This window comes from Burkholderia sp. AU45251, from assembly GCF_030482905.1.
In the GTDB taxonomy this organism is placed as follows: domain Bacteria; phylum Pseudomonadota; class Gammaproteobacteria; order Burkholderiales; family Burkholderiaceae; genus Burkholderia; species Burkholderia aenigmatica.
Window position 1 is genome coordinate 1,462,350 of record NZ_JAUJQH010000001.1, and the last position, 17,590, is coordinate 1,479,939.

Annotated in this window: 18 protein-coding genes; 5 read left to right on the forward strand and 13 right to left on the reverse strand. The window is 66.6% G+C overall.

Annotated elements, in window-relative coordinates; all coding sequences use genetic code 11:
- Positions 1–39 precede the first annotated feature (39 nt).
- A complete protein-coding gene (locus tag QZM67_RS06530) occupies positions 40–804 on the reverse strand; it encodes an SDR family oxidoreductase (protein WP_301801341.1) in 765 nt (254 codons plus the stop codon).
- Positions 805–1,467: 663 nt separating this feature from the next.
- On the opposite strand from QZM67_RS06530, the gene QZM67_RS06535 reads away from it, so the two are divergent.
- From QZM67_RS06535 to QZM67_RS06545, 3 genes are all read left to right on the forward strand, one after another.
- Positions 1,468–1,758 (forward strand): DUF3331 domain-containing protein, encoded by a 291-nt coding sequence (locus QZM67_RS06535; protein WP_043180367.1) that lies wholly within the window; start codon positions 1,468–1,470, stop codon positions 1,756–1,758.
- 167 nt (positions 1,759–1,925) lie between these two features.
- Positions 1,926–2,912 (forward strand): oxidoreductase, encoded by a 987-nt coding sequence (locus tag QZM67_RS06540; protein WP_301801344.1) that lies wholly within the window; start codon positions 1,926–1,928, stop codon positions 2,910–2,912.
- 214 nt (positions 2,913–3,126) lie between these two features.
- Entirely contained in the window at positions 3,127–3,426 is a 300-nt protein-coding gene (locus QZM67_RS06545) for a DUF4148 domain-containing protein (protein ID WP_175021245.1), read from the forward strand.
- A gap of 199 nt (positions 3,427–3,625) precedes the next feature.
- Here QZM67_RS06545 and QZM67_RS06550 read toward each other — a convergent pair whose 3' ends face one another.
- From QZM67_RS06550 to QZM67_RS06575, 6 genes are all read right to left on the reverse strand, one after another.
- The gene (locus tag QZM67_RS06550) at positions 3,626–4,822 is read right to left on the reverse strand and encodes a TauD/TfdA family dioxygenase (protein WP_301801347.1); all 1,197 of its coding nucleotides are present in this window, start codon (positions 4,820–4,822) and stop codon (positions 3,626–3,628) included.
- Positions 4,823–4,844: 22 nt separating this feature from the next.
- A complete protein-coding gene (locus QZM67_RS06555; RefSeq protein WP_301801349.1) occupies positions 4,845–5,801 on the reverse strand; it encodes an alpha/beta hydrolase in 957 nt (318 codons plus the stop codon).
- Between the two features lie 33 nt (positions 5,802–5,834).
- Positions 5,835–6,323 (reverse strand): thioesterase family protein, encoded by a 489-nt coding sequence (locus QZM67_RS06560; protein ID WP_175021242.1) that lies wholly within the window; start codon positions 6,321–6,323, stop codon positions 5,835–5,837.
- A 12-nt stretch (positions 6,324–6,335) separates the two neighbouring features.
- Positions 6,336–7,301, reverse strand: coding sequence for an L-carnitine dehydrogenase (locus QZM67_RS06565; protein ID WP_011354221.1), 966 nt, complete (start codon positions 7,299–7,301; stop codon positions 6,336–6,338).
- 88 nt (positions 7,302–7,389) lie between these two features.
- Positions 7,390–8,319 carry a 3-keto-5-aminohexanoate cleavage protein gene (locus QZM67_RS06570; protein ID WP_301801352.1) on the reverse strand — a complete coding sequence of 310 codons (930 nt, stop codon included), beginning with the start codon at positions 8,317–8,319 and terminating at the stop codon, positions 7,390–7,392.
- Positions 8,320–8,398: 79 nt separating this feature from the next.
- Entirely contained in the window at positions 8,399–9,352 is a 954-nt protein-coding gene (locus QZM67_RS06575) for a choline ABC transporter substrate-binding protein (RefSeq protein WP_175021240.1), read from the reverse strand.
- Positions 9,353–9,962: 610 nt separating this feature from the next.
- Between QZM67_RS06575 and QZM67_RS06580 the strand changes: the two genes are divergently transcribed.
- Positions 9,963–11,546: an isocitrate lyase gene (locus QZM67_RS06580; protein ID WP_175021239.1), complete on the forward strand. Its 1,584-nt coding sequence runs from the start codon at positions 9,963–9,965 to the stop codon at positions 11,544–11,546.
- A gap of 81 nt (positions 11,547–11,627) precedes the next feature.
- On the opposite strand, the gene QZM67_RS06585 is transcribed toward QZM67_RS06580, so the two are convergent.
- Positions 11,628–12,524: a LysR family transcriptional regulator gene (locus tag QZM67_RS06585; RefSeq protein ID WP_301801355.1), complete on the reverse strand. Its 897-nt coding sequence runs from the start codon at positions 12,522–12,524 to the stop codon at positions 11,628–11,630.
- A 121-nt stretch (positions 12,525–12,645) separates the two neighbouring features.
- Between QZM67_RS06585 and QZM67_RS06590 the strand changes: the two genes are divergently transcribed.
- A complete protein-coding gene (locus QZM67_RS06590; protein ID WP_301801357.1) occupies positions 12,646–13,089 on the forward strand; it encodes a DMT family transporter in 444 nt (147 codons plus the stop codon).
- A 15-nt stretch (positions 13,090–13,104) separates the two neighbouring features.
- Here QZM67_RS06590 and QZM67_RS06595 read toward each other — a convergent pair whose 3' ends face one another.
- The 5 genes from QZM67_RS06595 to QZM67_RS06615 all read right to left on the reverse strand — a co-directional run bounded on the left by QZM67_RS06595 (position 13,105) and on the right by QZM67_RS06615 (position 17,558).
- Positions 13,105–14,322, reverse strand: coding sequence for a porin (locus QZM67_RS06595; protein WP_301801359.1), 1,218 nt, complete (start codon positions 14,320–14,322; stop codon positions 13,105–13,107).
- Between the two features lie 121 nt (positions 14,323–14,443).
- The gene (locus tag QZM67_RS06600; RefSeq protein WP_301801360.1) at positions 14,444–15,949 is read right to left on the reverse strand and encodes an aldehyde dehydrogenase family protein; all 1,506 of its coding nucleotides are present in this window, start codon (positions 15,947–15,949) and stop codon (positions 14,444–14,446) included.
- Between the two features lie 33 nt (positions 15,950–15,982).
- A complete protein-coding gene (locus tag QZM67_RS06605) occupies positions 15,983–16,423 on the reverse strand; it encodes a cytochrome c (protein ID WP_235995798.1) in 441 nt (146 codons plus the stop codon).
- Between the two features lie 101 nt (positions 16,424–16,524).
- On the reverse strand, positions 16,525–17,025 hold the full coding sequence (locus tag QZM67_RS06610) for a cytochrome c (RefSeq protein WP_301801362.1): 501 nt from the start codon (positions 17,023–17,025) through the stop codon (positions 16,525–16,527).
- On the reverse strand, positions 17,022–17,558 hold the full coding sequence (locus QZM67_RS06615) for a methylamine dehydrogenase light chain (RefSeq protein ID WP_301801364.1): 537 nt from the start codon (positions 17,556–17,558) through the stop codon (positions 17,022–17,024). The genes QZM67_RS06610 and QZM67_RS06615 overlap by 4 nt, the downstream gene beginning before the upstream one ends.
- Positions 17,559–17,590: the final 32 nt, after the last annotated feature.

A 17,590-nucleotide genomic window follows, 5' to 3' on the forward strand; every position in this document is an offset into this window, starting at 1 on the left:
CGTCTTGAGCGGAAACGGAAAGTGAAGGGGAAGGCGCGGTCAGTTTGACCAGCCGCCATCGATCAGGTGGATCGCGCCGGTCGTGAACGACGCTTCGTCGGATGCGAGGTACAGCGCGAGCGCGGCCACTTCTTCCGCGCTGCCGATGCGGCCGATCGGCTGGCGCGCAACGAACGCCTGGCGCACCTCGTCGGTCGACAGGTGGCGCGTGCGCGCCTGGTCCGCGATCCGCTGCTCCAGCGACGGCGACTCGATCGTGCCCGGGCAGATCGCATTGCAGCGGATGCCCCGCTCGACGAAATCGGCGGCGACCGCCTTGGTCAGCCCGATCACGGCCGCCTTGGTGGTGCCGTAGACGAAGCGGTTCGGCACGCCCTTCACGCTCGATGCGGCCGATGCCATGTTGACGATCGACGCGCCGCCGGCTGCGAGCATCGCGGGCAGCAGCGCGCGGATCAGCCGGTACATCGACGTGACGTTCAGGTTCAGCGAGAACGCCCATGCATCGTCGTCGCAGTCGAGGATCGAGCCGTGATGCACGAAGCCCGCGCAGTTGAACAGCACGTCGAACGCGCGTTCGTTCGCGGCGAGCGCGGCGACGTCCTGCGCATCGGTCACATCGAGCCGCCGCGTGGTCAGCCGGCCCCCCGCGCGTTCGGCGTCGGCCTCGAGCCGCACGAGCGCGGCTTCGTTGATGTCGGTCGCCAGCACGTCGGCGCCCTCGCTCGCGAACCGCAGCGCGGTCGCGCGGCCGATGCCCTGCCCGGCCGCCGTCACCAGCGCGCGTTTGCCCTGCAATCTCATGAGCAACTCTCCCGAAAATGCCGGCCACCCGTCGGCCGATTGGCACAAAGGACTAAAGGTCCAACCAATCATAGGAAGTGATTTCACGTTTGTCACGAAATCGGGATTCAGTATTTACCCGGGCGGGGAAATCGGGCGGTTGCGCAAAGATTCGGCGTTCGACGGTCCCCGGGAGCGCGCCCGGGGATCCGCACAACGCCAATACCGGTGGGTTTCCTGGCCGGTTGACGGCGACGTCCGGCGCCGCAGCGCGCCAAACTGACAAAAAAGTCATGTTCGCGTCAGGGTCTCAACGGGATGCGCGCGCCATCATGGCGTACCGGACTGCGCTTCCGGTCCATCGCCACCTCGCCCGCGTTCGATCCCTGCGGGCACCTCCGTCCCCCGGCGATGGGCTCCGTGACTGGGCGAGCAGACACGGCGCGCAGGCCGATTTTCCGCCCCGGACTTCGTGTCCGGGGCGTTTTTGTCTGTGGTTTCCCAAGAAAATAAGCGTGGATTGTTTCTAAATCGGCAAAAGGTAATTTGAGCCAGACAGGATGTTTTTTCCGGTCACAGACGCTTACATTTAGCGCACCACTCATGGAAACCGCTACGGATTCGCCATCGGGTAGTGACATCCACTGCCACGGCCGAACCGCACGAGCTTTAGGAAACGGCAAAATGAAGGCCTCCAAATCCCTGCCTGCGCTCGATCCCGCCGACGTCCACGTCGAAATCCTCGAACGTTCCGATACGCTGCTCGTCGTCCGCTGGGTCGAGCCCGGCCGCTGTCACTACGGTGAACAGCGCTGGCGCCGCCGCTTCGCGCAACGCACCGGCACCTGCGCGCTGTCGCGTCAGGTGATCCAGCGCGGCGACGAAGTCTTCCGCCCGGCTGAACGCCCGGCGCCCGCGAACGCGGCCGCGATGATCTCCGCCGCCGAAGTGCTCGCACTGGCCGGCGGCAGGTAAATCCTGCCGGCCGCGCGCCACGGCACGCGGCACCATACGATGCGCGAGCGCTAGAAGCGCCGGTCTAATTCCCCCGCTTGTCTGCCACGCCCGCGCGCACTATCGTTACACCACCCAATGTAACGATTACGCGCCGCGGCCGCCCGGTCGCGCCGATGGAGGCAGACATGCATGCATGGAGCGCGCGCCACGTCCCGGCGCAAGGCGGCAAGGTCGCGGTCGTGACCGGCGCCAACAGCGGGCTCGGCTGGCAACTCGCGGAAACGCTGGCCGCGAAAGGCGCGACGGTCGTGATGGGCTGCCGCGACGCCGCCCGCGCCGCGCAGGCGGCCGACGCGATCCGCCGACTCCATCCCGATGCCCGCGTCGAAGTCGACGCGCTCGACCTCGCCGATCTCGCGTCGATCGCACGCTTCGCGGCCGATGTGGCCGAACGCCATGGCCGCGTCGACATCCTCTGCAACAACGCCGGCGTGATGTTCCTGCCGCAGCGCCAGACGCACGACGGCTTCGAGATGCAGTTCGGCACCAACCACCTCGGCCATTTCGCGCTGACCGGCCATCTGCTGCCCGCGCTGCGCGCCGCCCGCCGGGCGCGCGTCGTGACGATGTCGAGCGGCTTCAACCGCGGCGGACGGATCCGCGTCGACGACCTGCGTGCCGAGCACCGCTACAACCGTTATCTCGCCTATTGCGACAGCAAGCTCGCGAACCTCGTGTTCGCGATCGAACTGCAGCGCCGGTTCGAGCGCGCGGCATTCGCCGGGATCAGCGTGGCCGCGCACCCCGGCTACGCGGCGACCAACCTGCAGTTCGCGGGCCCGGCGATGGACAGCTCACCCGCCCGTGCCGCGCTGATGCGGGCCGCGAACCGTTATCTCGCCCAACCGGCCGACCAGGGTGCGCTGCCCGCGATTCATGCGGCAACCGCACCCGATCTCGCGGGCGGCGCGTATCTCGGGCCGTCCGGCTGGTTCGAGTCGCGCGGGCTGCCGGCGCCCGCGAGCGTGCCGCGTGCGGCGCGCGACGTGGCCTCGGCGGCGTTGCTGTGGGAAGCCTCGGAAGCCGCGACGGGCGTGCGTTTCCTCAGTTCGGGCGCGCCGGCCGGACGCGCGCCGGAACGACCGTTCGACACGACGGCCGAGGTGCGCTGAAACACGCATCGCCCTCCGTCACAATCTTCATACTTATTACATCCCCCGAAAAGAAAGTCGATTGAAAGCCTGATTTGACGCGCTACTGTTACCACCCAGGAAACAATCTATCGTCAAAATCAGCGTTTACCCTGAACCCTCCGATGACTAAGATTTGATCAATCGCTTAAGACATGGTGTCGCGAGCGAACTCAATAAAACACCGGAGGTCATCATGAAATCGCTCGTTTCCGCAGTCGTTGCCGCTGCCGCCCTGTCCGCTTCGTTTGGCGCATTCGCTCAAAGCACCGTGACCCGCGCTCAAGTGCGCAACGAACTGGTTCAGCTCGAAAAGGCCGGCTACAAGCCGGGCCTGGCGAGCCCGTACTACCCGAACGACATCCAGAGCGCCGAAGCGCGTGTTCATGGTGCCGACACCAGCGGCTACGGCGCGCAACCGGCTCCGCTCGTTCATTCGGGCGCCCCGGCTGCAGCGTCGTCGAACGCTCGCGACTCGATCTTCTTCGGCCAGTAAGCCGATGCGCCCTCGGCGGGCGCCGCGCGTCGCGCGATGAAGACGTATCAGGACGAGCCCCCTTGCGGGGCTCGTCCTTTTTTATGAAACGCATACCTCCGCCGCCCGGCAACGGGTGGCTTCGCCCGGGCGCCTCGCGTCCGGGCGCTTTTTCATCTGCGAGGTACGCGTGCTAGCAGGATGAAGCCGCGCGCCCCCGTCAATGCGGCACAGCCGCGGCGGGCGCCGAACGCGACAACACGCGCCACCGCGACAGCAGCTCGTCGCGATCGATGTAGCAGCCCTGCAGGTGCCGGCGGCCGGTGGACGGATCGAACTCGGTGCGCGCATGCATCACGCGTCGGTTGTCGAACGCCCACATGTCGCCCGCCCGCAGCCGGCGCTGCACGCGAAAACGCGGCTCGCGTGCAAGCGCGAGGAACCGCCGGTACGCACGATAGACGGCCGCGACCGAACCAGCCGGTGCATCGAGCGGCCCGCGCAGGAAGTTCGCGACGCGCACCTCGGTGACGTTGCCGCGCGCATCGAGCCCGATCACCGGCGCCGAGCAGCGGTAGTCGCTGTGCGCACTCTTGTTCCAGAACTCGAACGGCGTCGACGCGAGTTGTTCAAAATCGGCCGGATGCTCGCGCCGCAGCGCATCTGCGAGCGCGAAACCGTCGAGGAACACGCTGTCGCCACCGGTCGCGTCGTTCGCGAGGCAATGCAGGAACTGCACGCCCGGCTGCAATTCGCGGGTCGGCAGATCGGTATGCGGCGGCAGGTTCAGTGACGTATACGCATTGCTGTCCGGACGCGGCTTCGATTCGACGTCGAACAGCACGCCGAAATTGCTCTCGCGAATCAGGCCGATGCGGCGCGCGATCTCATCGACGCGGCCGCGCTCGGCCGGCACGCCTTCGACGAGCGTCAGCCCCGTGCGTTGCAACGCGGCCAGCCACGCGAGCAACGCGTGATCGTCCTCCATCACGTCGCGCCACGCGAACACGCCGATGGCCGTCGCGTCGTTGCCAGTCCACACGTGCCGCCCGTGCGCCGCCTGGCGCTCCGCGCGCGACGCGTCGTCATACGCATGCGCGCGCAACCAGCCCGGCGACCACGCACTGCGATGTCCGTCGTTCCACTCGACATGCAGCGCGCCGTCGGTTTCGACGTGCACCGTGAGCGCGGCGAGATCCTCGCGCGCGTCGGCGATCTCGAACACCTGTTCACGCGTGACGGCGTGCACGCACGCGGAACACGCGCAGTTGTCACGCAGCCAGTCGAAATGAAACGGCGATCGTCGCGTGTCGCTCCACTCGACGTCCACGGCGCCATCGGCGATCGTCGCCGCTGCAATGGCCGCGTCGGCCGAAAACGTCCGCCAGTCCTCGATACGGTGTTGCGCTGCCTGCATCGTTGCCTCCCGGAAACGCCCGCTACGCGTGTGGTGCGAGCAGAAACCCGCCGACCGTCCGGTGCAGCCGCGCCGCCTGCGGGCTCGTTCCGAGCGCGCGCCAGCAGCCGTGCACCAGCCCTTCTCCCATCCAGTAGTGCGCGGCACTGCCGGCCGCGCGAATCCGTTCGACGTACACGCGCGCATCGTCGCGCAGTGGATCGTGTTCCGCGCCGATCGCGAGCACGGGCGGCAGGCCGTCGAAACGCGCCGCCGCGAGCGGCACCGATGCGCGCAACAGCGGGTTGCCGTCTCCCAGCGCATCGATCAAGTCGCCCTCCCAGTACAGCGCGCGATAGCGATGGACGTCGTCGAGCGTCAGCATCGGCGCGTGCGCTTCCGTTTCGCGCGCGGGCGATTGCGGTTCGAACCCGAGCATCGGATAGACGAGCGCGATGCCGTCGACACCGCCTTCGCCCGCATCGCGCAACGCGGTGGCCACGGCTGCCGCGAGCATGCCGCCCGCGCTGTCGCCCGCGAGCGTCAGCGGCTGCTCGCACGGCCCGAACGGCCAGCGCGCATCGCGCGCGGCGCGCGTGACATCCAGACAATCTTCGAGCGCGGCCGGCGCGCGATGCTCGGGCGCCAGCCGGTAATCGACTGCGATCACGTCGAGCCCCGTATCGGCCGCCAGTTGCGCGGTAATCAGCGCGTGACTGTCGAGCGAGCCGACGACGAAGCCGCCGCCATGAAAGAACAGCACGGTGCCGCGCGGCGTGCCGTGCGCGGACGTGTAGCGCCGCAGCGCGATCGCGCGGCCGTCGGGTGCCTGCCAGACGGCGTCCTGCTGCACGATCCCGGCCGGCAGCGCGGCCGGGGTCCATTCGGCCGCGAAGCGGTCGTAGAGACGGCGCTGCTCGCTGGCCGAGCGTGCCGCCGCGTCGGCCGGATACCACGCGTCGACGGCTGCAACGAACGTCGCGATTTCCGGTTCGAGCATCGTGTGCGCTCCGCGGTCGAAGGTTCGCGCCGGCTAGCGGCGCGGCGGCAGCCCGATCACGCGGCCCGCATACGCGGGTGCCGCGCAATCGTGCTGCAACGCATGCAGCTCGGCCACACGCGCGGCCACGTCGTCGTCGAACGGCGCCGACTTCGTGCCGTCGCGCGTATCGACGTGCAGCAGCATCTGCTCGCTCGCCGACACCGCGCCGTCATGCCCGGCCGCGAACAGTTCGAGATACAGGTGCAGCCGCTTCGCGTCGTGCGCAAGCACACGCGCGTCGACGCGCACCTGCGTGCCCTCCTTGATCTCTTGCAGGTAGTTCACATGCGCTTCGAGCGTGTAGACCGAGCGGCCCCGCTCGCGACGCGCGGCGTCATCGAGGCCGATGCGATCCAGCAGCGCATCGGTCGCGAAGCTGAAGATCAGCAGGTAAAACGCATCGCGCAGGTGGCCGTTGTAGTCGACCCATTCGGGTCGCACGACGTCGCGGTATATCGTCAGCGGGGTATCGCCCGTCATCGTCTCTCGTCCTCAGTCTTCGAATCGCATGCCGTGCCGCGCCTTCACCGCGGCGATCGACTTCAGCACCTCGGTGATGCACTCGTCGCGATAGCGTTCGAGTTCCTTGATGCTGCGCGTGCCCTGCTGTTCGGTCGTGCCTTCGACGACGCTGTCGATCAACGCATCGGTGAGCGTGGGTGCGACCAGCTTCGTCCACGGCAGTTCGAGCGCGGGGCCGAACTGCTGCATGAAGTGTCGCATGCCCGCGTCGCCGCCGGCGAGCGTGTAGGTCAGGAACGTGCCCATGAACGACCAGCGGATGCCCGCGCCGAAGCGGATCGCGTCGTCGATCTCACCGGTCGTCGCGACGCCTTCGTTGACGAGGTGCAGCGCCTCGCGCCACAACGCTTCGAGCAGACGATCGGCGATGAAGCCCGGCACTTCCTTGCGCACGTGCAGCGGCCGCATGCCGAGCTTGCGATAGATCTCCATCGCGCCTTCGACCGCTTCCGGCGACGTGCGCGCGCCGCCGAGCACCTCGACGAGCGGCAGCAGGTAGACGGGATTGAACGGATGGCCGACCACGCAGCGCTCCGGATGCGTCGCCCGCGCGTAGAAATCCGTCGGCAGCAAACCCGACGTCGACGACGCGATGATCGCGTCGGGCTTCGCCGCGCGGCTGATCTGCTCGTGCAGTTCGAGCTTCAGCGCCTCGCGCTCGGGCGCGCTTTCCTGGATGAAATCCGCATCGGCGACGCATGCCTCGATCGTCGATACGAAACGCAGCCGTGCAGGATCGGCGCCCGGTGCGAGGCCGACGCGCTCGAGCGCGGGCCACGCGTTCGCGACGTTCGCGCGCAGCCGCTCTTCCGCGCCCGGTGCCGGGTCCCAGACGACCACGTCGAGACCGTGCGCGAGCGCGCGGGAAATCCATCCGCTGCCGATCACGCCGGTGCCGATGGCGGCGAACGTCTTGATGTCGGTCTTCACAGCCATGTCAACGCATCCTTCAAATCAGGGGAAATCGGTGGGCGGCCGCGCCTGTGCGTGCCGCCGCGTCATGTCAATCAGTCGGCGAAACCGCTCACGCGAACTCGGCGATCGCACGGCGTTCGAGCGGACGCTCGCCGCGCGCCGGCAAGCCGAGCTTGCGGCGGCCTTCGGCCGGCGTCAGCACGCGGCCGCCGAGCCGTTCGACGATCTCGCGCGCGCGCTCGACGAGCGTGCCGTTGGTCGCATGCACGCCACGATCGAGCCAGATGTTGTCTTCGAGGCCGACGCGCACGTGACCGCCGAGCAGCATCGCCTGCGCGACCATCGGCATCTGCATGCGGCCGATCCCGAAGCCGGCCCAGTGCGCGCCCGGCGGCAGGTTGTCGACCATCGCCTTCATCGTGCCCGTGTCGGCCGGCGCCCCCCACGGGATGCCGAGGCACAGCTGGAACAGCGGCGGATCGTCGAGCAGCCCTTCCTTCAGCAGTTGCTTCGCGAACCACAGATGGCCCGTGTCGAAGATCTCCAGCTCCGGCTTCACGCCGAGTTCCTGGATGCGCTTCGCGCCGGCGCGAAGCTGCGCGGGCGTCGACACGTAGATGTAGTCGCCGTCGCCGAAATTCAGCGTGCCGCAATCGAGCGTGCAGATCTCGGGCAGCAGCTCCTCGACGTGCGCGAGACGCGTGAGGCCGCCGACCAGGTCGGTGCCCTTGCCGAAACGCATCGGGTCCTCGCCCGCGCCGATCTCGAGATCGCCGCCCATGCCGGCCGTCAGGTTGATGATCACGTCGACGTCGGCCGAGCGGATGCGGTCGACCACTTCGCGGTACAGGTTCGGGTCGCGGCTGCCGCGCCCCGTCTGCGGGTCGCGCACGTGGCAATGCGCCACCGTCGCACCGGCCTTCGCGGCCTCGATCGCGGCGGCCGCGATCTCCTTCGGCGTGACCGGAATCGCCGGATGCTTGCCGACCGTATCGCCCGCGCCGGTGACAGCGCAGGTGATGATGACTTCATGGTTCATGCTGGTTGCCTCGCTTGAATCAGGTTGTGTCGCAATGCGGATGTTTCGCCAGGGCGCGCCGGGTGCAGCGCGCAAGCTGTCACAGGCCGAGATATGCCTTCACGGCCGGCAGCCCGTCCTTGCCGTCGAACGTCTTGACGCCCGCGAGCCACGGATCGAGCACCTGCGGGTTCTTCTTCAGGTACGCCTTCGCGGCATCGGCCGGTTTCGTCTTGTTCATCACCGACTGCATCAGCTGGTTCTCGAGCTGCGTCGAGAAGCGCAGGTTCGTGACGAGCTTGCCGGCGTTCGGGCAGCGTGAGATGAAGTCGGGGGCCGTCAGCGTGTACACGCGCGCTTCGCCGTAGTTGGGCCCGAACGACGCGTCGCCGCCGGAGAGATAGTTCATGCTGAGCTGGATGTTCATCGGATGCGGTTCCCAGCCGAGGAAGACGACCCACTTCTTCTCGCGGATCGCACGCTCGACCGTCACCAGCATCCCGGCCTCGCTCGATTCGACCAGCTTGAAGCCGCCGAGCCCGTACTGGTTCGTGTCGATCATTTTCTGGATCGTCGCGTTCGCGCTGCTGCCCGGCTCGATCCCGTAGATCTTGCCGTCGAGTTCCGCGCGGTGCTTCGCGATGTCCTCGAAGGTCTTCAGGCCGGCCTGGTATTCGTAGCTCGGCACCGCGAGCGTCGCCTTCGCGCCCGACAGGTTCGGCGGTTCGACGACGTTGATCGACTTGTTGTCGAGGAACGGCTGGAGCTGCTTCTGCTGCACGGGCCACCAGTAGCCGAGCGACACGTCGAGCTGCTTGCTCTTCAGGCCGGCGAACGAGATCGGCACCGACGCGATCGTCGTGGTCGGCTTGTAGCCGAGCGCCTCGAACACGGTCGACGCGAGCGCCGTGGTCGACGTGATGTCGGTCCAGCCGATATCCGCGAAACGCACGGTACGGCACGTCGCGGCATCCGTTTCGGCCAGCGCCGCCTGCGTGAACGCGCCGGTCGCCAGCACGGCCGCGGCAAGCGCGGCGATCTTCGTCGACTTCATGGTTCGGTTCCTCCCGGTTGGACTCGCGGCAGCCGGTGCGCGGGGTGTGCCCGGCCTGCATCGTGGGAGTAAAAGTAACGAGCCATATTGGCCGCGAGAAGACCGGCGGCGACCTGTTCTTGACTATTTGCGACTATGAGTGGAAACCACTAGGTTTCTTTAGAGGCTTGATGGACGGGGTTTTCATGGGAATGACAGATGGATTCAGCTTGTCCACATGCGGCGCGACATATTTCCTTCTGCCGGGCAGGGACGGCGTGCCGATGCGGCGTCGGGCCCGTGGCGCGCGCGCCGCACCGACGAACGGGTGTCATGGGCGCGTGTGAAGCTGGCCCGGCCTCCAGCAGCCGAAAGCGCGTTTCGTATTGCGGAATCTACGTCGAATTCCCGCGCCGCCGCCTTTTCGTCGCTTGAAAACTTGTTTTGCATTGCAAAAATCGCAACGTATCTCATTGAAAAACAAGAAAAAATAATGTCTTATGTCTTATATAAGACATTGCCAAAAGCTCAACGGGCGGCGTTACTATTTATCCCATGCAGTTCGCTTCGACAGACGTAGCGGGCACGCTCAACCAGTTACCCAAACGCGCTTTGCTCTCAGGAGATTGACATGGCCCAGTATCAAGACGACATCAAGGCAGTTGCCGGTTTGAAAGAAAACCACGGCAGCGCGTGGAATGCGATCAGCCCCGAGTACGCCGCCCGCATGCGTGCCCAGAACAAGTTCAAGACGGGCCTGGACATCGCCAAGTACACCGCCAAGATCATGCGTGCCGACATGGCCGCCTACGACGCCGATCCGGCCAAGTACACGCAGTCGCTGGGTTGCTGGCACGGCTTCATCGGCCAGCAGAAGATGATCTCGATCAAGAAGCACTTCAACAGCACCGAACGCCGCTACCTGTACCTGTCGGGCTGGATGGTCGCTGCGCTGCGCTCCGAGTTCGGCCCGCTGCCGGACCAGTCGATGCACGAAAAGACCTCGGTCAGCGCGCTGATCCGCGAGCTGTACACGTTCCTGCGCCAGGCCGACGCACGTGAACTCGGCGGCCTGTTCCGCGAACTCGATGCCGCCACGGACGCTACCGCGAAGGCCGCGATCCAGGACAAGATCGACAACCACGTCACGCACGTCGTGCCGATCATCGCCGACATCGACGCTGGTTTCGGCAACGCGGAAGCCACGTACCTGCTGGCCAAGCAGTTCATCGAAGCAGGCGCCTGCTGCATCCAGATCGAAAACCAGGTGTCCGACGAGAAGCAGTGCGGCCACCAGGACGGCAAGGTCACCGTGCCGCACGAGGACTTCCTCGCGAAGATCCGCGCGATCCGCTACGCGTTCCTGGAACTGGGCGTGGACGACGGCATCATCGTGGCCCGTACCGACTCGCTGGGCGCCGGCCTGACCAAGCAGATCGCCGTGACCAACACGCCGGGCGACCTGGGCGACCAGTACAACGCGTTCCTCGACTGCGAAGAACTGTCGGCCGATGCACTGGGCAACGGTGACGTCGTCATCAAGCGCGACGGCAAGCTGCTGCGTCCGAAGCGCCTGCCGAGCAACCTGTTCCAGTTCCGCGCCGGCACGGGCGAAGCGCGCTGCGTGCTCGACTGCATCACGTCGCTGCAGAACGGCGCCGACCTGCTGTGGATCGAAACCGAAAAACCGCATATCGCACAGATCGGCGGCATGGTCAGCGAGATCCGCAAGGTCATCCCGAACGCGAAGCTGGTGTACAACAACAGCCCGTCGTTCAACTGGACGCTGAACTTCCGTCAGCAGGCGTACGACACGCTGAAGGCAGCAGGCAAGGACGTGTCGGCCTACGACCGTGCGCAGCTGATGAGCGTGGAATACGACGAGACGGAACTGGCCAAGCTGGCCGACGAGAAGATCCGTACGTTCCAGGCCGACGCATCGCGTGAAGCAGGCATCTTCCATCACCTGATTACGCTGCCGACGTACCACACCGCCGCGCTGTCGACCGACAACCTGGCCAAGGAATACTTCGGCGACCAGGGCATGCTCGGCTACGTGGCCGGCGTGCAGCGCAAGGAAATCCGCCAGGGTATCGCCTGCGTGAAGCACCAGAACATGTCCGGCTCGGACATCGGTGACGATCACAAGGAATACTTCAGCGGCGACGCAGCGCTGAAGGCGGCAGGCAAGGACAACACGATGAACCAGTTCTGATACCGGTCATCTCCAGGCGAAACGCCAACCCTTCGGGGTTGGCGTTTTTTTTATCCGGCGCAATCGCGCGCGCCGTGCTCGTCAACCATCGACCTGCGTACTTTCCGCGACCACCCGCACGAACACATCCGCCAACACCGTCGGCTCGACCGGCACCACCAGCGCGCAAACCGACCTTGCGTCTTCATCTCCAATCGGCACGAAGACGACCCCGTCGATCCCGAGGCTCGCCATCCGTTCCGGCACGATCGCCACGCCATGTCCGGCCGCGACGAGATTCAGCATCGACGTCTTCGGCGACACGATCCGGGCGGCAGCCGGGACGAATCCCCGCTTCAGGCAAAGATCGATCACGACGCGCGCGAGCCCGCCCCGCTCCCGATACACGGCCGATACGAACGGCTCGTGCCGCAGCCGCGAGATCGCCGTGCGCTTGCGGCCGGCCAGCGGATGCTCGGCCGGCACCGCCACGCACAAACGCTCGGCCGCGAGCTCGACGAAGCGCACGCGCGGATCGCGGCGCAGCACCGGCAAACGAACGATCCCGATATCGGCGTTGCCGTTCGCGATCTCCAGGACCTGATCCTCGGACGGTGCGCGGTCGAGATCGATCCGCGCGCCCGGACACGCGCTCATGAAGCGCCCGAGCACCGGCATCAGGCTGCCGACGGGAACGGTGCTGGAATGCAGGAGCCGCAATACGCCCGCCTCGCCGCGCGACAACTGCGCGCCTTCGTCGGCCGCGGCGGTCAGCGTTGCCGGAATCGACGCCACGCGGTCGCGATAGATCGCGCCGGCCGGCGTGAGCCGCACCCCCCTCGGCTCCCGGTCGAACAGCAGGAACCCCAGTTCGTCTTCCAGTTGACCGATCTGCCGGCTGAGCGCCGACTGCGCGACGTGAAGCGCGCCCGCGGCCGGCGTGAAGCCGCCGAGATCGGCCACGGTCAGGAAATACTGGATTTGCCTCAGCGATGGCATGCCGAAATGAGATGGATAAGTGACCGATTTGATATTTGCGTTATACCGTCGCGCTTCCCAGAATGGAAGCCTGCCGTGCCGGAACCACCGTCACCGCCACCTCGCCGGAGCCTCCCTCGTCGTGACTACTCTCCTGTCCTATCTGCTGGTCGTTGCCGCCGGTGTCAGCGTGGCATTGCAACAGGTGCTCAACGCCAACCTCCGCGCGCAGCTCGGCTCGCCGTGGTGGGCCGGCTCGGTCAGCTACCTCGTCGGCTTGGCCGCGATGCTCGCCGTCGCGCTCCTGTCCCCGCATCCGCGCCTGAGCGGGTCCGTCACCGGTGCCGGGTCGTGGTTCAGCTGGACCGGCGGATTGTTCGGCGCGGTGTTCGTGGGCATCGCGATCCTGATGGTGCCGCGACTGGGCGCCGCGACGACGCTCGCGCTGATCGTCGTCGGGCAGATGACCGGCGCGCTCGCGTTCGACCACTTCGGCGTGCTCGGCATCCAGCAGCATTCGGCCGGCCCGATCCGCATGGCCGGCGCGGCGTGCCTCATTCTCGGGGTGGTGCTGGTTCGCGCTTGACGCGTCCGCGCCCGATCAGAAGTTGTGCTTCAACCCGGCCGTCACCGCCAATTGCCGACGGCTGGTCGAGTTCGGCAGATTCGGAATCTGCGCGTAGTTCGCCGCCCCACCCGTCACAGGATCGGTGCCGATGCCGTGCCCCGCCGCCTGCTGGAAGATGCCGACCGTATAGAGCGTCGTCTGCTTCGACAGGTTGTAGGTCATGCCCAGGTTCGCCTGATGAAACTTCGGCGAACCGTTCGCGTCGGTCTTCATCGCGTTGTAGATATACGCGGCGCCCAGCGTAAGCGCCGGCGTGACGGAGAAAGTCGCGTTGACCTCGACGATGTCGAAGCGTGCGTCGGCGCCATGCGGATGCGTGGTATCGGCGAAGTACAGGCTGTCGTCGAGCGTCGTATGCGTATAGACGACGCCGACCGTCGCCGGCCCGATCGCATACGACCCGCCCGCGCCGATCGCCCTCAGCGAGCGCGCGTTCTGCAGCTGGCAATACATGGCTGCCGGATTCGAACACGCGAAATCGCCGATATAAGCTTGCGCGCCGCCCAGCGCCGCATCGAGCGGATGATTCAGGTCGAGCACGCCGACGCCGAACGAGAACGGTGCGTGGTTGTAGCTCGCCGCCAGCGCCCAGCCGCGTTGCCGCGAGAAATCCCCGGCGACGCCACCGAACGAAAACGTGCCGCTGAACGCAAACCCCGCCACGGTGGGGCTCGTGTACTGCACCGCACTGTTCAGGTTCAGCGCCGCATTGAGGTTGTCGACGTCGCCGATATGCGCGCCATACAGCGTCGCCCACGGAATGCTCGACGCATACGGCGCGAGCGTCGTCGTGTAGGAGTCGAACTGGCGGCCGATCGTCAGCGTGCCGTAGCGATCGTTGGACAAGCCGACCCATGCGTTCTGGTTGAACAACGTACCCGCCTGCAGGAGACTGCCGTTGTTCATCCAGAAGCTGTTCTCCAGCTTGAACGCGACAGCCGTGCCGCCGCCGAGATCCTCGTTGCCGGTCAGGCCGATGCGCGGCGGCGCGAAGTTGCCGCCCGTCACCTGAACGTTGCGGCCGCCGCGTACCGTACCATCGGCGCCCGTCGTCTGCTGGTTGTTCGTGATCGTGATGCCGGCGTCCACATCGCCATACAGCGTGACGCTGCTCAACGCATGCGCCCCCTGCGTGACGGCGAGCGCCGCCACCGCCGCCGCGATCCTGCGCGGCGTCGTCAGATCCTTCATCGGTCGTCTCCCCCTGATACGTCGTATCCGTGTCGCGGCGCATGCCGGAATCGGAATGCGCGAGCCTGTCCGCATGCGTGCGCGGCCGACGTAGCGGCAACGCACGCGCCCGCCACTACGCTCATGCGTAGTTCATCATCACCGACTTGCTTTCCGTGTACTGGTCGATCACCGCCCGCCCCAGTTCGCGACCGAAGCCCGACTGCTTCATCCCGCCGAACGGCATCGCGTTGTCGAGCAGCGAGTGGCAGTTGACCCATACCGTGCCGGCCGCGATACGCGGAATCAGCTTGTGAATCGCAGACAGGTCGTTCGACCAGATACTCGCGCCGAGACCGTAAGGCGTGTCGTTGGCGAGTTGCACGGCCGTCTCGACGTCGTCGAACGGCATCGCGACGAGCACCGGCCCGAAGATCTCCTCGCGCACGACGCGCATCGCCTGTGTCGTATCGACCAGCACGGTCGGTTCGACGAAGAAACCAGGGCCGTCGATCGCGCGGCCACCCGCGGCGGCGCGAGCGCCCTCGCCGAAGCCCGAGTCGATATAGCCGCACACGCGCTGGCGCTGCTTCGCCGAGACGAGCGGGCCGATCTGCGTCGACGGATCCATCCCCGGGCCGATCTTCAGGCTCGCGGCGATCTTCGCGACCCGCTCGATCACGTCGTCGAACACCTTCGCATGGATGTATGCGCGCGACCCGGCCGTGCACACCTGCCCCTGGTTGAAGAAGATCGCGTTCGCCACGCCCAGCGCGGCCTTGTCGGGATCGACGTCGGGCAGCACGATCACCGGCGACTTGCCGCCGAGTTCGAGCGACATCCGCGTCATGTTGTCGAGCGCCGCATGGCCGATCGTCTTGCCCGTCTGCGTCGAGCCCGTGAACGCGATCTTGTCGATGCGCGGATCGCGCGACAGCGCGGCGCCGGCCGTGTGACCGTAGCCGGTGACGATATTGACGACGCCGTCCGGAAAGCCGGCCGACTGAATCAGCTCGCCGAGCCGCAACGCGCTGAGCGGCGTATCTTCCGCGGGTTTCAACACCACGGTGCAGCCCGTGGCCAATGCCGGCGCGAGCTTCCACGCGGCCATCAGCAGCGGAAAATTCCACGGAATGATCGCGCCGACCACGCCGACGGGTTCCTTGCGCGTATAGGTGAAGATCTCGCTGTCCGGCATATACGGCATGCCCGCGTCGATCACGCTGCCTTCGATCTTCGTCGCCCAGCCGGCCATGTAGCGGAAGCACTGCGCGGCCATCGCGACATCGAGCCCCTGCGCCACCATCACGGGCTTGCCGTTGTCGAGCGACTCGATCTCGGCCAGCTCGCGCGCATTCGCTTCGACCAGGTCGGCGAGCGCCAGCAGCAGTCGCTCGCGGTCGGTGGTCTTCGCGGTACGCCATGGCCCCGCGTCGAATGCGCGCCGCGCGGCTGCTACAGCTTGCTGCACGTCATGCTCATCCGCTTCGGGCACGCGTGCAAGCACGGTTCCGTCGGCCGGGTTCACGACGTCGAGCCGGCGGCCCGACGCCGCATCGCGCCACTCGGCGCCGATCAGCATCTTCTTCGGCTTCGCGAGAAACGCACGCGTGGCGTCGAGCAGCGGGAAATTGTCGTTTGTCTCCATCTTCGATCTTCCTCGATTTCCTGAATGGGTCGGTCAGTAGCGATCGGCGACGCCGTCGATCCCGCGTGCCTGCAACGCGCGAACGAGGCCGGCGCGCACGGTCGCGACGTCGGAAAAGGCAGGACGGCGGTGCGCGGCGACTTCGGCGGCCGTATAAGGCTTGAAGTCGCGCGGCAGCGCGTCGCGGTTCAGGGTCGTGAGTACCCAGTTGAGCACGTCGGCCAGATCCTGGTCCGACAGCGCCGAGTTCGACGCGCCGGGCACGCGCATCACGTACTCGCGCCCGGCCGGCAGATGCGTGAAATAACCGAGCGAGTTCGCGAGCGGCGGTACCTTGCCGGGGATACCGCCACCCGTCGCCGTGTGGCAGCCCATGCAGTTGAGCACCCAGTGCTGGCGCGCGAGCGCCGCGTCCGCCGGGCCTTCGGCGTGCGCAGGTGCCGCGGCCACACTGACGGCCGCGCCCGCCAGCATCAGCAGCGACGACAGACGACACGACACACTGCCGAGCCACGACGACACCACGCACCGCGTGCGCGGCGCGGCGTCGCAAACGCTGAACGCGGGGGCGACGTTCACAGGCCGAGCCCCTTGACGACGACTTCACGTTGCACATGCACGGCCGTGCCGTCCATCGCCTTCGCGCGCGCCGCTCGGATATCGGCCGCCGTGAACGGCTTAGCGTCGCCATGCTGCGCGTTGAGATCGAACACGACGTAGTTGAGCACGTGCGCGATGTCGTCGTCGCTCGCGCTCGCAAACGACGGCATCTTGAAGTTGTAGTGCTTGTCGTGCACCTTGATCTCGCCGAACATCCCGTGCAGCAGCGTCGCGACCAGTTGCGCGCGCCCCGCCTCGGCCGTCGCGTACTTGCCCGGATACTCGGTCAGCGGCGGCGCGAGGCCGTCCTGCCCCTTGCCGCCCGCCTGGTGGCACACCGCGCACTGCGCGTCGAACATGCTCTTGCCGGCCGGGTAATGCACGGTTTCCTGCGCGCCGGCGGTGCCCGCCAACGCGAAGCCCGCCACGACCGTCATGCATGCGACGGCGATTTTTCCAGCTTGCTTCCCTTTCATTGCTTTGCCGCTCCCAGCAGAACCGAAACCGAACAGTGATAGTTCGAATTACCGTTGGCCATGCACCAGTTGATGTCGTTGTTCAACGACAGCTTGTACAGCGGCTTCTCGCGCTCGTTGCGGTTGCAGAAGCACTTTCCGCACGACGTCTTGCCGCAGCAATCGTTGTACGACACGATGTAGTCCGAACCGTCGTGCGGGTTGCGGCACGTGCCGATCCACGTGATCGGCGAAGGCGTCGTGCCCGGCGGGCAACTGCTCGACGTGCCGCCGCAGCAACTGCACAGCCAGCCGTCGATCGCGCAGTATTTCCAGTAGTCGCAGCTCATCGGGTCATCGCTTGCCCCCGTTGCGGCGCCGCCCGACGCGCCTGACGCCGCATCGGCCGCATACGCGGTGCGATCGACCGGCAGCAGCGGCAGCATCGCCGACCCCACCAGCACCTTGCCGAGCTTCGCCATCGCGCTGCGCCGCGAACTGTGCTGCGCGACGCCGCGCGCCGACCGCTCGAACCATGAATCAAACAGGCCCATGTCGTTGTTCTCCCTTGACGTTGAAAGAGGGT